Below are 13,302 nucleotides of genomic sequence, written 5' to 3' on the forward strand. Positions count from 1 at the left end.
GGCCGCCCGGTCCCCGAGCCGCGCCGTGCCGAACTGCCCGCGGGACCGGAGTCCTCCCGCCCCGCGCTCCCCACAGGCCGTCAGACCCCGCCGCCCGACAGCACCGTCACCCTGCGCGCACTGGGCACGGGCAGCGGACCGGGAGCCGGGACCGGCAGCGGCCCCGGCACGGCGCGTACGAGCAGGACGGACGGCACCATGTCCATCCGCGCCGTACGCCCGCCGTCCCAGCAGCCCCAGCAGTCCCCACCGCAGCAACAGCAGGCCACCCCCCGACAGGCCGCACCGCAGCAACAACCGGTCCAGCCCCAGCCCGTACAGTCCCAGCCCGCGCAGCCGCAGCCCGTACAGCCCCAGCCCCAGCCGCAGTTCCAGCCCCCGGCCCAGGTCCCGCCGCAGCCGTATCCGCCGGAAGCGGCCGGCCCACCGGCACCGGCGCCTTCCTGGCCCCAGCAGGTGCAGCAGCTCGCCCGCGCGGGCGAAGGGGCCGACCAGGAGCGGCTGCCGCCGTGGAAGCCCCCGGTCGAGGACCCGTTCCAGGCGGCCGCCCGCGCTCAGGCCGCCGCCCGTCCGGCGTCGCTCGGGAAGCGGTTCGCCGCCCGGCTGATCGACACCGTCGTCCTGGGGGCGGTGGCCGGCGCGGTCGCCGTACCGTTCCTCACGAAGGCCGCCGACCACATCAGCGGCAAGATCGACGAGGCCAAGCTCTCCGGCACCACCGTCACGGTCTGGCTGCTCGACGGGACCACGGCCGGATATCTGGGCGCCGCCATCGGGGCGTTCCTCGTCCTGGGACTGCTGTACGAGGCCCTGCCGACCGCCAAGTGGGGCCGCACCCTCGGCAAGAAGCTCTGCCAGGTCCAGGTCCGCGACATGGAGTCCTACGAACCGCCGTCCTTCGGCGGAGCTGTCACCCGCTGGCTGCTGTACGGGGTGCTCGGGCTGCTGGTGGTGGGTATCGTCAACGTGCTCTGGTGCCTCTTCGACCGGCCGTGGCGGCAGTGTCTGCACGACAAGGCGGCCCGGACCTTCGTGGCAGCGGGCTGACGCGGTCTCACCCGTACGGCCCTGACCGGATGCGGGGCACCGCCGGGCGCGGTCGACTCGGGAGATGAGTACCGATCAGCCGCCGCCCGGAGAGCCCCCCGAGGACGACCCGTTCCGCAAGAAGCCGCAGGGCGGTTACCCGCCGCCGCCTCCGGGCGGCGACAGTCCGTACGGGGGAGGCGGTGCGCCGCCACCCCCGCCGCCCCCGGGTGGCGGCAATCCGTACGGCGGCAGCGCACCCCCGCCGTACGATCCGAACGCCTACGGCGGCGGCAACGCGTACGGCGACGACCAGCGGCTCGCCGGGATGCCGCCCCTCGCGCCGAGCGGCAAGCGGGTGCTCGCCCGGATCATCGACATCGTGATCGTCGCCGTGGTGGTCTGGCTGATCTCACTGATCTTCGGCGGGCTGCGATACAACACCGACCACATGAACTACGGCCGGTCGGTGGGCCAGAGCCTGATCGCCGCGGTCCTCTACATCGGCTACGACACGTTCATGACGGTCAAGCGCAACGGGCAGACCGTGGGCAAGGGGCTGCTGAACCTGCGGTGCGCCAACCTCAACGACGGCACCACACCGACCGGGCAGGCGGCGTTCGTCCGGGCCGCGGTGCTCTGGCTGCCCGCGGTCTTCTGCTGTGCCTGTGTGTGGACCGCGATCTGCGGCGGCTGGAGCTTCTTCGACCGGCCGTACAAGCAGGGGCTGCACGACAAGGCGGCGAAGACCGTGGTCGTGGTGACGACCCCGTAGGCCCGGGGGAGGGGGAGCGCGGAGGGACGGCCGTTCAGCCGCGCAGTGAGTGGCCGCCGACCCGTTCGGCGGGGGCGCTCCTCGCCGTCGGGGCGGGCACCCGCAGGCCGGGTGGCGCGGCGGAGGCGTCGGTGGTGGTGGCGGTACGGCCCGTACCGGGCTCGTGGCCGCCGGCCGGGCCGGCCTGGCGGGCCGGTTTCGGCATGGGCACGGTCACCGCGACCAGCAGACCGAGGATCAGCGCCGCCACGACGATGACCGCGACTCCGACGCCCGATGAGGTGCGCGAGAGCAGCAGCATCGCGAGAGTCGAGAAGACGACGGTGGCCGAACCATACAAGAGCTGTGCGGCAGTCGGACGCGTCATGGCGATATCCGTCCTAGGGACAGCGGTGGGTGGTCGACTCGGCGAGCGTGTCGGCACGTACGTCGAGCGCGACTCTAATCCGACGGATGCCCGAGCGGAACCATCGGTAAGCGTGGCCTAACCCACGGTGCCGGTGCACAGGGGGCGCACGGAGTCACGTCCACCACTCACCGGCCGGACCGGCGCGCCCGTTGACCCTCGGTGAGGTCCTCCCCAGAACACCGGTCTCAGCTGTGCGGCCGATGTGAAGCAGCTGTGTGCCGTCCGGATACCGGAAACGGCGCTCTGCATAATGCAATTGGTGTGTTCAAGTCAAGATCTGTCTTTTCTCTCGCACCTCCGGTCGAATGTCGTCACTTGCGACGCGTTCGGGGAGGACAGCACCAAGTGAATATCAAGAGACGGGCAACGACCCGGGTAGCCGCCGTGCTCGTGGCCATCGCCGCGACCACGGCCACCGCCTCGGCGTACGCCACCGCCCAGGCCGACACCAAGGCCCCCACGGGCAGCGCCACTTCGAAGAAGATCGACCGGCGAGACCCGGCGACGCTGCTCAAGGACCAGAAGCACAATCTGGACGGCCCGTTCAGCAAGCAGCAGAACAAGGAACACCAGTCCGCGCTGCAGCAGGTCATATCCGGCCACAAGAAGGTGCAGTCGCACGGCGGTTCCCAGGTGGTGCGCCTCGACGACAAGAAGTACGTCGAGCTCGGCCGCGAGAAGACCGACAAGATATTCACGATCCTGGTGCAGTTCGGCGACACGGTCGACGACACCACCATGTACGACCCGGACGGCCCCGACGGACCGCAGCCGCCCGTGAAGAAGTACGGCGGCACGCCGGGACCGGCGCACAACAAGATCGCCCAGCCGGACCGCAAGAAGGACAACAGCACTGCCTGGCAGGCGGACTACAACCGCCAGCACTTCCAGGACCTCTACTTCGGTACCGGCAAGGGCAAGGACTCGCTCAAGTCGTACTACGAGAAGACCTCATCGGGCCGCTACTCGGTCGACGGCGAGGTCGCCGACTGGGTCACCGTCCCGTACAACGAGGCCCGGTACGGCTCCAACTACTGCGGCTCCAGCATCTGCGCCAACGCCGGCGACCTGGTGCGCGACGGGGTCACCGCGTGGGCCCAGGCCCAGAAGGCGGCCGGCCGGAGTGACGCCGAGATCAAGGCGACCCTGGCCGGTTACGACCAGTGGGACCGCTACGACTACGACGGCGACGGCAACTTCAACGAGCCCGACGGCTACATCGACCACTTCCAGATCGTGCACGCCGGCGAGGACGAGTCCGCGGGCGGCGGCGCCGAGGGCGCCGACGCGCTCTGGGCGCACCGCTCCTACGTGTACGGCACGGACACCGGCAAGACGGGCCCGGCCGACAACAAGTCCGGCGGCACCCCGATCGGTGACTCCGGCATCTGGGTCGGCGACTACACCATGCAGCCCGAGAACGGCGGCCTCGGTGTCTTCGCCCATGAGTACGCCCACGACCTGGGGCTGCCGGACGAGTACGACACCACCAACACCGCTGAGAACGGCGTCGGTTTCTGGTCACTGATGTCGGCGGGCTCCTGGCTGAGCACCGGGGACAACGCCATCGGCAACAAGCCGGGCGACATGTCCGCCTGGGACAAGCTCCAACTGGGCTGGCTCGACTACGACACGGCCAGGGCCGCGAAGAAGTCGACCCACAAGCTGGGCGTCTCGGAGTACAACACCAAGAACAAGCAGGCGCTCGTCGTCTCGCTGCCGGACAAGCCCGTGACCACGACGATCACGAAGCCGGCCGAGGGCGGCAAGCAGTGGTGGAGCGGGATGGGCGACGACCTCTCCAACACCCTGACCCGCCCGGTCGACCTCACCGGCAAGTCCAAGGCGTCACTGGACCTTTCGGGCTGGTGGGACATCGAGAAGGACTACGACTTCCTCTACACCGAGGTGTCCACGGACGGCGGCGCCAACTGGACCGCCATCGACGGCAAGGCGGACGGTGCGCAGATCCCGCGTGACGGCGGTGACAAGCCCGCGCTGACCGGTGTGTCGGCCGCGTACAAGAGCCTGTCGTACCCGTTGGACGCCTACGCGGGCAAGAAGATCGACCTCCGCTTCCGCTACTCGTCCGACGGCGGTGTCGCGGGCAAGGGCTTCGCCGCCGACAAGATCTCGGTGAACGCCGACGGCGCCCCGCTCTTCACGGACAACGCCGAGACGGACGACGCCGGTTGGACCTCGAAGGGCTTCTCGCGCATCGGGGAGTCGTTCACCAAGGACTACCCGCAGTACTACATCGCGGAGAACCGCCAGTACGTGTCGTACGACCGGACGCTGAAGACGGGCCCGTACAACTTCGGCTTCTCGAAGACCCGTCCGGACTGGGTCGAGTACTACCCGTACCAGCGCGGCCTGATGATCTGGCAGTGGGACACCTCGCAGCCCGACAACAACGTCAGCGCGCATCCGGGCCAGGGTCTGATCCTGCCGGTCGACTCGCACGCCAAGCCGCTGAAGTGGGCGGACGGCACGGTCATGCGGAACAAGATCCAGCCCTTCGACGCGCCGTTCAGCTGGTACCCGACACCCGGGTTCACGCTGCACAACGCGGACGTCGCCAAGCGGGTCCTGCCGCAGCTCGGACGGCCGGTTTTCGATGATCACCAGGGCACGTACTGGTACAAGGAAAACGGGACCGGAAGTGTGAAGGTAACTGACACCAACACCCGGATCTCGATCCTCCAGCAGCCGCTGGACGGCTCGACGATCACGGTCCAGGTCGGCGCCTCGCACCGCTGAAGCGCATATTCGCAGGTCAGAGCATGATCGGCCGTCGCCCTCTAGCGGGCGGCGGCCGATCGTGTTTAGGTGCCTCTTGCACGGCTCTTATTGACACAACGTCTCACGGGGGAGATGAACGGTATGCCAGGTAGCGGATTCAGCAGACTTCCGAACGGCAGCGTGGTGGTCGCTCTCACCCTGCCGAGCCCGGACCGGATGACCCACGTCCGGATCCTCGTGCACGCGGCGAACCGGGCGCGCGCCCTGACCCGGGTGCGCAATCTGGGGATGCGCGCGGTGTATCTGCGCGGTAACGCGCAGCCACCGACGCCCGACGAGATCACGGCCGTCCTGCACCATCCGGACGGGCTGCTCTGGCGCGCGGCGCCGCAGGAGGAGGCGGAGCTCTGGCATCCGATCAGGGCGCTGCTGGGGGAGAGCGTGTGGGCGTAAGAGGCCGGTAGGGGGCGCAGGGCGGGCCGGCCCCGGGGGCGGCGGCGCCCTCGGACCATGGCCCTCGGGCCACCGGAGCTCGGGCCACCGGAGCTCAGACCACCGGCCCTCGGATCACCGGCCCTCGGACCACGGGCCCTCAGACCACCGGCTTGCCGGTCAGTTCGACGCCGGCCGCCCGCATCTCCTCCAGCGCCCGGTCCGTCGTCGCCTCGGCCACCCCGGCCGTCAGGCCCAGCAGTACATGGGTGCCGAACCCGGCCCGTACCGCGTCGAGCGCTGTCGCCCGCACGCAGTGGTCGGTGGCGATACCGACCACGTCGACCTCTTCGACCTCGCGGGCCCGCAGCCAGTCGGCCAGCGGTACGCCGTTCTCGTCGAGGCCCTCGAAGCCGCTGTACGCGGCCGCGTAGGCGCCCTTGTCGAAGACGGCGCTGATCGCGCCGGACGCCACGGCCGGCGCGAAGTTCGGGTGGAAGCCCACCCCCTCCGTGCCCGCGACGCAGTGCGGCGGCCAGGAGTGGACGTAGTCCGGGTTCCGGGAGAAGTGGTTGCCCGGGTTCACATGGTGGTCCCGGGTGGCCACCACATGCCGGTAGCAGGCCGTGGACTGGCCGATCAGGTCCGTGACGGCGGCGGCGACATCCGCGCCTCCCGAGACCGCGAGGCTTCCGCCTTCGCAGAAGTCGTTCTGCACATCGACGACGATCAGGGCGCGGTGCATGGCGGGATTCCTTGTCCTGGGGGGAGAAGGGGTGGCGGTCGGACGGCGTGACGGAGGCGCGGGAGGCACCCGGCAGCCGTTCCATTCCCGCTCACCTGTGGTTCATGCGTACGGGACGGGTTCGTACGTACGGGAGAGGCCCGTACGTACGGTGAGTGCGGCCGGCCTGTGGAGGCGTCGGTGCGGCCGGTGTGGCTCAGGCGTACTCGGTGGGGATGACCGGCTCGCCCCGGGACAGCTGGAAGGCCGACATGGGCAGGGTGGCCCGGACCGCCAGATGGCGCTCGCGCACCGTGTCCAGCGGTTCGCGCTCGATGACCTCGCCGCCCTTGACCAGCTTCACCAGGAGCTGCTGGTCCTGGAGCTCCGCGGGCACCTGTCCGGTGCCGATCACCTCGGCCTCGGCGACCCCGTCGGCGTCGGTCCTGCGCGCCGCCCACTTGCGGCCGCCGCGTGAGGTCTTGGCGCCCAGCGACTTCTTCGCCACCGGCTGGAGCGGGGCCTGCGGGTCGGACGACGTGGCGCGGGCCACCAGCTTGTAGACCATGGAGCAGGTGGGGTGCCCGCTGCCGGTGACGAGCTGGGTGCCGACCCCGTACGCGTCGACGGGCGCCGCGGCCAGCGAGGCGATGGCGTACTCGTCCAGGTCGGAGGTGACCACGATCCTGGTCTTGGTGGCGCCCATCGCGTCCAGCTGCTGGCGGACCTTGTGCGCGACGAGCAGCAGGTCGCCGGAGTCGATGCGCACCGCGCCCAGCTCGGGCCCCGCCACCTCGACGGCGGTACGGACCGCCTCGGCCACGTCATAGGTGTCGACCAGCAGCGTGGTGTCGCCGCCCAGCGAGGCGACCTGGGCGGTGAACGCCTGCCGCTCGTCGTCGTGCAGCAGGGTGAAGGCGTGGGCGCTGGTGCCGACGGTGGGGATGCCGTACCGGAATCCGGCCGCCAGGTCCGACGTGGTGGAGAAGCCGCCGACGTACGCGGCGCGGGCCGATGCGACGGCCGCCAGCTCGTGGGTACGGCGGGCGCCCATCTCGATCAGCGGCCGGCCGCCGGCCGCCGCGTTCATCCGGGAGGCCGCTGCCGCGATGGCCGAGTCGTGGTTGAGGATCGAGAGGATCACCGTCTCCAGCAGGACGCACTCCGCGAAGGAGCCCTCGACCCGCAGGACGGGGGAGCCCGGGAAGTACACCTCGCCCTCCGGGTAGCCCCAGATGTCGCCGCTGAAGCGGTAGGAGGCGAGCCATTCGGCGGTCGGTCCGTCGACGATCTTCTGTTCGCGCAGGAACCGGAGCTGGTCCTCGTCGAAGCGGAAGTTCTCGACGGCGTCCAGGACCCGCCCGGTGCCCGCCACGACGCCGTACCTGCGCCCCTCGGGCAGCCGCCGGGTGAAGACCTCGAAGACAGACCTGCGGTCGGCGGTGCCGGCCTTCAGGGCTGCCTGGAGCATCGTGAGTTCGTACTGGTCCGTGAAGAGCGCTGTCGACGGCACATGTACCGGCAGGCCAAGGTCCGCAACGTTCACAACGGTCAACCTCGCACTTTCGTCCGGGCCGGTCCGGCTCCGCCGGCCGGTTCTCCCGGGGCTTTCCCCCGTTCGATGGGGCGTACGAAGGATGCTACCCCCTATTTCGTCAGAGTGACGAGATCTAGGGACCGGTGTGTGCGCCGCCACTCCGCGGGTGGCAGCATGGGACCTGTGAGTGTCGCCCCTGTAGAGATCGAACGTCCTGAATCGGCCGAGGAGACCTTCGCGGTCCCCGAGCCCGACGTGCCGTGGGTGACGCTCGTCCACAATGACCCGGTCAATCTGATGAGCTATGTCGCCTATGTGTTCCAGAGCTACTTCGGCTACTCGAAGGCGAAGGCGCACAAGCTGATGCTCGACGTGCACCAGAAGGGCCGGGCCGTGGTCTCCAGCGGCAGCCGCGAGGAAATGGAACGCGACGTGCAGGCGATGCATGGCTACGGCCTGTGGGCCACTCTCACCCAGGACCGCAACTGATGGCCGGACAGTTCGAGGCGGTGCCGGGCGGCGGCGCGGCCGTCGCGCTCGACGAGGTCGAGATGTCCATCCTGCGCTCCCTCGCCGTCCAGCTCCTTGAGCTGGTCGGCCCCGGCGAGGAGCCGGTCGACGGCGAGGACCCACTGGCCTCGCTGTTCTCCGAGGGCCCGAGCAAGCCGCCGGACGACCCGGCGCTGGCCCGGCTCTTCCCCGACGCGTACGGCGACGAGGAGCCCGACTTCTCGTCGGAGTTCCGCCGCTTCACCGAGAACGATCTGCGCGCCCGCAAGCGCGAGGACGCGCTGGCGCTGGTACGGACCCTCGACCAGGCGGGCGCGGGCGGGCCGGGCGGGGAGGGCGCCGACGGCGACCCCGGCACACCCCAGGAGGGCCCCCAGGAGCCGCGCGGGTCGACCCGCAAGGGCCGCCGCAAGCGCGGCGCCCGCGCCCTTCCCGAGGGCAGCGTGCTGCTCACGCTCTCGGCCGAGGAGTCGCGCCACTGGCTCGGCGCGCTCAACGACCTCCGGCTCACCATCGGCACCCGCCTCGACGTCTCCGACGAGGACGAGACGGAGGACGGCGGGCTTTACCGGCTCCCGGACGACGACCCGCGCAAGCCGATGGTGATGGCCTACCTCTGGCTCGGCGCGCTCCAGGAAACCCTGGTCGAGACCCTGATGCCGTAACGGGCGCCGATCCGCCCGGCCGCCCGGCCCCTCAGGGGCGGCTTCTGCCCAGGTGTCCGCCCGGCCGTCCGCTCAAAGGACGCTCAAATCCGGATAACGATGACGTCACCGTGGCGGATTGCTTTGCTCCGCCCGGTGCTCTTCGTCCGGTTCTTCCAGTGGCGTGAGTCACATTTCACCGGGATGATCTCTTTCCCAGCCGTGTTAAATCTTACGACCACCCGGGGACACCACCCCCCGCCCCCGGGGCCGCCAGTCAGGCCGACCGCCGACAGCACTCCACCATCCGCGGGTTCTGCCCTCCAGGATCGTCACAGTCGATCCGAGCCTCGTCAGGCCGGATCGGCATGGAGAAAGGCGCACCACCATGACCTCAGTGCAGGTCGACCAGGAATATGACGGCAGTGAGGCCGAGGACGCCGGATCGGGCGAGGGATACAGGCGCGGCCTGGGAGCCCGCCAGATCCAGATGATCGCGATCGGCGGCGCCATCGGCACCGGCCTCTTCCTCGGCGCGGGCAAGGCCATCGCCAAAGCCGGACCGAGCCTCATCCTCGCCTACGCCATCGCGGGCCTGGTCATCTTCTTCATCATGCGGGCCCTGGGCGAGCTGCTCATGTACCGCCCCGTCTCCGGCTCCTTCTCGGAGTACGCGCGGGAGTTCATAGGCCCCTTCGCGGGCTATGTCACCGGCTGGACCTACTGGCTCTTCTGGGTCGTCACCGGGATCACCGAAGTCACCGCCGCCGCCACCTACATGACCTACTGGTGGAACATCCCGCAGTGGCTCTCCGCCCTGGTCTTCACGATCATCCTCTACGGCGTGAACCTGATATCCGTGAAGCTCTTCGGTGAGCTGGAGTTCTGGTTCTCGATGGTGAAGGTCACCGCGATCATCGGCATGATCCTCATATGCGCCGGGATCCTCACCATCGGCTTCTCCGACGCCGGCGACACCGCGAGCGTCACCCACCTCTGGGACCAGGGCGGCTTCTTCCCCAAGGGCATCACCGGCACCCTGATGACCCTCCAGATCGTGATGTTCGCCTTCCTCGCCGTCGAACTGGTCGGCGTCACCGCGGGGGAGTCCAAGAACCCCAAGAAGGTCCTGCCCAAGGCCATCAACACCGTGCCCTGGCGTATCGCGGTCTTCTACATCGGCGCGCTGATCATGATTCTCTCGGTCGTCCCGTGGACCGACTTCAGCCCCGGTGTCAGCCCCTTCGTCGCCGCCTTCCAGAAGATGGGCCTGGGGGTGGGCGCGGGCATCGTGAACTTCGTCGTACTGACCGCCGCCCTTTCCTCCTGCAACTCCGGCATGTACTCCACCGGCCGCATGCTGCGCGACCTGGCGCTCAACGGCCAGGGACCGAAGGCGTTCACGTCCCTGACGAAGAGCGGCACCCCGCTCCTGGGCACCACCGTCTCCGCCGCGCTGATGCTCGTCGGCGTGTGGATCAACTACCAGTGGCCGGGCCAGGCGTTCAACTACGTCGTCTCCTTCGCCACCATCTCCGGTATGTGGGCCTGGATCGTGATCCTGATCTGCCAGATCCGCTACCGCGCCAAGTCGGAGCGCGGCGAACTCCCCAAGTCCAGCTTCCGGGCCCCCGGCGCCCCCTGGACCAGCTGGTTCTCGCTCGCCTTCATCGCCCTGGTCATCGTGATGATGGGGATAGACAAGGACACCCGCGTCTCGCTGTACGCCGCGCCCTTCTGGGCCGTACTCCTCGGCGTGACGTATCTGGTGCTGCGGGCCCGCAACCCGGAAGGCGCGGCCTTCGCCAAGCGCGAGAGCTGACCGGAAACGGCCTTCTCCCCACCCCCTTTCCCAGCATGTGGGCACCCCTGTACCGCACTCCGGTACAGGGGTGCCCACATGTCGCCCACCGCCACCCTGCCTGACGCGCTGCGCGCGGCCCTCTTGGCCCTGCTGCTTATCCTGAACGGCATGCTGACCCTTACCCAGGCCCTGTACGACCAGATCGTGGCGCACGCCCGCGCCGACCACCCCGACGAGGCGTGCGGCATGGTCGCGGGCCCGGAGGGCTCCGGACGCCCCGAGCGGTTCATCCCGATGCTGAACGCCGCCCGCTCGCCCACGTTCTACGAGTTCGACTCGGCGGACCTGCTGAAGCTCTACCGCGATCTGGACGACCGCGACGAGGAGCCGGTGATCGTCTACCACTCGCACACCGCGACCGAGGCGTACCCCTCCCGTACCGACATCACGTACGCGAACGAGCCCGGCGCCCACTACGTCCTCGTCTCCACCGCCGACACGGACGGCGCCGGACCCTTCCAGTTCCGCTCCTACCGCATCACCGACGGCGTGGTCACCGAGGAGGAAGTGACCGTCATTCCCTAGTCGGCCCGGCGGTCCGCCCAGCGGTCCGCCCGACGTCTGTCCGTCAGTCGGACGGATTGATCCCGCATGCCGAGATCACACCTCGGATCGGGGGGCGGGAATCGATACGATGAGCGCATGGTTTCCCAAGACGTGAGCGAAAAGACGCCGGGCGCGATGCCCGTCATGCTGCGCTCCGCGTCCACTCTCTTGCTGGGAGCCTTTGGATGTGGAGCCGCCCGGCTGCACGTCGACCTGTGCCGCCTCGACAGCGCAATCTGTCCGCGCCGCGCTGCCGTCTGAGCCGCGGCCCCGCGTAAGCACACGCACCACCACCGGCATTACCGGCACCACGCGCGCTGCCGCGCCCTCCGCCTCATCATCCGACAGGAGCCCAGCCATGGCCATCGAGGTCCGCATCCCGACCATCCTCCGCACGTACACCGACGGTGCCAAGGCCGTCGAAGGCAGCGGCGACACCCTCGCCGACCTGCTCACCGACCTCGAGTCCCGGCACAACGGCATCCGCGAGCGCATCGTCGACGGCGACCAGCTCCGCCGCTTCGTCAACGTCTACCTCAACGACGAGGACGTCCGTTTCCTCGACGGCATCTCCACCAAGCTGGCCGACGGCGACAGCGTCACGATCCTTCCGGCCGTGGCCGGCGGCATGGTCTGAGCCCCCTGATGCGCTACGACTCCCCGCTCGCGGCGGTGGGCAACACCCCGCTCGTACGGCTCCCGCGGCTGTCCCCTTCGGACGACGTCCGGATCTGGGCCAAGCTGGAGGACCGCAACCCGACCGGCTCGGTGAAGGACCGCCCGGCCCTCCACATGGTCGAACAGGCCGAGAAGGACGGCCGGTTGACCCCGGGCTGCACCATCCTGGAGCCGACATCGGGCAACACCGGCATCTCCCTCGCCATGGCGGCCAGGCTCAAGGGCTACCGCATTGTCTGCGTCATGCCGGAGAACACCTCGCAGGAACGCCGTGACCTGCTCACCATGTGGGGCGCCGAGATCATCTCCTCACCGGCGGCGGGCGGCTCCAACACAGCCGTACGCGTCGCCAAGGAGCTGGCGGCCGAGCACCCCGACTGGGTGATGCTCTACCAGTACGGAAACCCGGACAACGCGGGCGCGCACTACGCCACCACCGGCCCGGAGATTCTCGCCGACCTGCCGTCCATCACCCACTTCGTGGCCGGCCTCGGCACCACCGGCACCCTCATGGGCGTCGGCCGCTATCTGCGCGAGAACGTCCCGGACGTCAGCATCGTCGCCGCCGAGCCGCGCTACGACGACCTGGTCTACGGCCTGCGCAACCTGGACGAGGGCTTCGTCCCCGAGCTGTACGACGCGTCGGTGCTCACCACCCGCTTCTCGGTGGGGAGCGCGGACGCGGTGACCCGCACCCGTGAACTGCTCCAGCAGGAAGGCATCTTCGCGGGTGTCTCGACCGGCGCGGCACTCCACGCGGCGATCGGCGTCGGGAAGAAGGCGGTCAAGGCCGGGACCCCGGCGGACATCGTGTTCGTCGTGGCGGACGGCGGCTGGAAGTATCTGTCGACCGGCGTCTACACGGCCCCCACGACCGAAGCGGCCATCGAAACACTCCAGGGCCAGCTCTGGGCCTGAGGCTTCGCTGTACGGAAGCTGCTATACCGAAGCTGCTGTACGGAAGCGGTACGGATTCAGGCCGGGCCCACGCGGGTCCGGCCTGATCCGTCCGTACGGTCCGGACGGCCGGGTGTGAGTCACGGCTAGTGAGTCCGCCTACCCCGCCAGGTGCCGCACCCGGTCCCACACCGTCCGGTCCACATCGCCCGCCCACCGGCGGAACTCGCCCACCCGGACATCCCGCAACTCGTCCGTCTCCAGAAAGCTCCGCCGCCCCCGCGCGTCGCCCACGGCACCGGCCGGCAGCGCGATCACCCCGGGCCGTTCCTCGTGGTGCTTGCTGGTGATCTTGGCGACCAGTGCCGCGTCACCCCGTACCGAGAGCACCAGGCACGGCCGGTCCTTGCCGCCGGGACCGTCCTCGTACGGGACCAGCGCCCACCAGATCTCGCCCGCCCGCGGCACCCGGCCCGGCCGGCCCGGGCGCCCGGGCCGCTTCCGTGGCCGGCCCGTCG

The 13,302-nt window shown here is 69.6% G+C and carries 14 protein-coding genes; 10 read left to right on the forward strand and 4 right to left on the reverse strand.

Annotation, left to right across the window (positions count from 1 at the left end; all coding sequences use genetic code 11):
- The coding region (locus tag G3I19_RS27915; protein ID WP_164266488.1) for an RDD family protein at positions 1–1,047 on the forward strand (1,047 nt) is incomplete at its 5' end.
- A 64-nt stretch (positions 1,048–1,111) separates the two neighbouring features.
- Positions 1,112–1,801 (forward strand): RDD family protein, encoded by a 690-nt coding sequence (locus tag G3I19_RS27920; protein WP_164266489.1) that lies wholly within the window; start codon positions 1,112–1,114, stop codon positions 1,799–1,801.
- 34 nt (positions 1,802–1,835) lie between these two features.
- Here G3I19_RS27920 and G3I19_RS27925 read toward each other — a convergent pair whose 3' ends face one another.
- Positions 1,836–2,168 (reverse strand): hypothetical protein, encoded by a 333-nt coding sequence (locus tag G3I19_RS27925; RefSeq protein WP_164266490.1) that lies wholly within the window; start codon positions 2,166–2,168, stop codon positions 1,836–1,838.
- A gap of 387 nt (positions 2,169–2,555) precedes the next feature.
- On the opposite strand from G3I19_RS27925, the gene G3I19_RS27930 reads away from it, so the two are divergent.
- Together G3I19_RS27930 and G3I19_RS27935 are read left to right on the forward strand one after the other, a co-directional pair.
- Positions 2,556–4,970: an immune inhibitor A domain-containing protein gene (locus G3I19_RS27930; protein ID WP_343235230.1), complete on the forward strand. Its 2,415-nt coding sequence runs from the start codon at positions 2,556–2,558 to the stop codon at positions 4,968–4,970.
- 123 nt (positions 4,971–5,093) lie between these two features.
- Positions 5,094–5,405, forward strand: coding sequence for a hypothetical protein (locus G3I19_RS27935; protein WP_164266491.1), 312 nt, complete (start codon positions 5,094–5,096; stop codon positions 5,403–5,405).
- 139 nt (positions 5,406–5,544) lie between these two features.
- Here the strand turns inward: G3I19_RS27935 and G3I19_RS27940 are convergent, their stop codons facing one another.
- Together G3I19_RS27940 and G3I19_RS27945 are read right to left on the reverse strand one after the other, a co-directional pair.
- Positions 5,545–6,129, reverse strand: coding sequence for an isochorismatase family protein (locus G3I19_RS27940; protein WP_164266492.1), 585 nt, complete (start codon positions 6,127–6,129; stop codon positions 5,545–5,547).
- Between the two features lie 196 nt (positions 6,130–6,325).
- Complete coding sequence (locus tag G3I19_RS27945; protein ID WP_164266493.1) at positions 6,326–7,654, reverse strand: nicotinate phosphoribosyltransferase; 1,329 nt, start codon at positions 7,652–7,654, stop codon at positions 6,326–6,328.
- Between the two features lie 165 nt (positions 7,655–7,819).
- Here G3I19_RS27945 and clpS point away from each other — a divergent pair, with 165 nt between their 5' ends.
- From clpS to G3I19_RS27980, 6 genes are all read left to right on the forward strand, one after another.
- Entirely contained in the window at positions 7,820–8,134 is a 315-nt protein-coding gene (gene clpS / locus G3I19_RS27950; protein ID WP_164266494.1) for an ATP-dependent Clp protease adapter ClpS, read from the forward strand.
- Complete coding sequence (locus tag G3I19_RS27955) at positions 8,134–8,820, forward strand: DUF2017 domain-containing protein (RefSeq protein WP_164266495.1); 687 nt, start codon at positions 8,134–8,136, stop codon at positions 8,818–8,820. The genes clpS and G3I19_RS27955 overlap by 1 nt, the downstream gene beginning before the upstream one ends.
- A 367-nt stretch (positions 8,821–9,187) precedes the next feature.
- On the forward strand, positions 9,188–10,621 hold the full coding sequence (locus tag G3I19_RS27960; protein ID WP_164266496.1) for an amino acid permease: 1,434 nt from the start codon (positions 9,188–9,190) through the stop codon (positions 10,619–10,621).
- A 150-nt stretch (positions 10,622–10,771) separates the two neighbouring features.
- Positions 10,772–11,188 carry a M67 family metallopeptidase gene (locus G3I19_RS27965; protein ID WP_164266497.1) on the forward strand — a complete coding sequence of 139 codons (417 nt, stop codon included), beginning with the start codon at positions 10,772–10,774 and terminating at the stop codon, positions 11,186–11,188.
- A gap of 379 nt (positions 11,189–11,567) precedes the next feature.
- Positions 11,568–11,846: a MoaD/ThiS family protein gene (locus tag G3I19_RS27975; RefSeq protein WP_164266499.1), complete on the forward strand. Its 279-nt coding sequence runs from the start codon at positions 11,568–11,570 to the stop codon at positions 11,844–11,846.
- Positions 11,847–11,854: 8 nt separating this feature from the next.
- Positions 11,855–12,805 (forward strand): cysteine synthase, encoded by a 951-nt coding sequence (locus G3I19_RS27980; RefSeq protein WP_164266500.1) that lies wholly within the window; start codon positions 11,855–11,857, stop codon positions 12,803–12,805.
- Between the two features lie 138 nt (positions 12,806–12,943).
- Here G3I19_RS27980 and G3I19_RS27985 read toward each other — a convergent pair.
- Positions 12,944–13,302, reverse strand: a 359-nt coding sequence (locus G3I19_RS27985; RefSeq protein ID WP_164266501.1) for a type II toxin-antitoxin system PemK/MazF family toxin, incomplete at its 5' end; no start/stop codon positions are given.

Origin of the sequence: Streptomyces sp. SID10853 (genome assembly GCF_010548145.1) — a bacterium.
GTDB lineage: Bacteria > Actinomycetota > Actinomycetes > Streptomycetales > Streptomycetaceae > Streptomyces.

Coding starts and splice junctions, on each gene's coding strand:
- G3I19_RS27920 (WP_164266489.1), top strand. CDS start 1,112: ATGAGTACCGATCAGCCGCCGCCCGGAGAGCCCCCCGAGGACGACCCG.
- G3I19_RS27925 (WP_164266490.1), bottom strand. CDS start 2,168: ATGACGCGTCCGACTGCCGCACAGCTCTTGTATGGTTCGGCCACCGTC.
- G3I19_RS27935 (WP_164266491.1), top strand. CDS start 5,094: ATGCCAGGTAGCGGATTCAGCAGACTTCCGAACGGCAGCGTGGTGGTC.
- G3I19_RS27940 (WP_164266492.1), bottom strand. CDS start 6,129: ATGCACCGCGCCCTGATCGTCGTCGATGTGCAGAACGACTTCTGCGAA.
- clpS (WP_164266494.1), top strand. CDS start 7,820: ATGGGACCTGTGAGTGTCGCCCCTGTAGAGATCGAACGTCCTGAATCG.
- G3I19_RS27955 (WP_164266495.1), top strand. CDS start 8,134: ATGGCCGGACAGTTCGAGGCGGTGCCGGGCGGCGGCGCGGCCGTCGCG.
- G3I19_RS27960 (WP_164266496.1), top strand. CDS start 9,188: ATGACCTCAGTGCAGGTCGACCAGGAATATGACGGCAGTGAGGCCGAG.
- G3I19_RS27965 (WP_164266497.1), top strand. CDS start 10,772: ATGCTGACCCTTACCCAGGCCCTGTACGACCAGATCGTGGCGCACGCC.
- G3I19_RS27975 (WP_164266499.1), top strand. CDS start 11,568: ATGGCCATCGAGGTCCGCATCCCGACCATCCTCCGCACGTACACCGAC.
- G3I19_RS27980 (WP_164266500.1), top strand. CDS start 11,855: ATGCGCTACGACTCCCCGCTCGCGGCGGTGGGCAACACCCCGCTCGTA.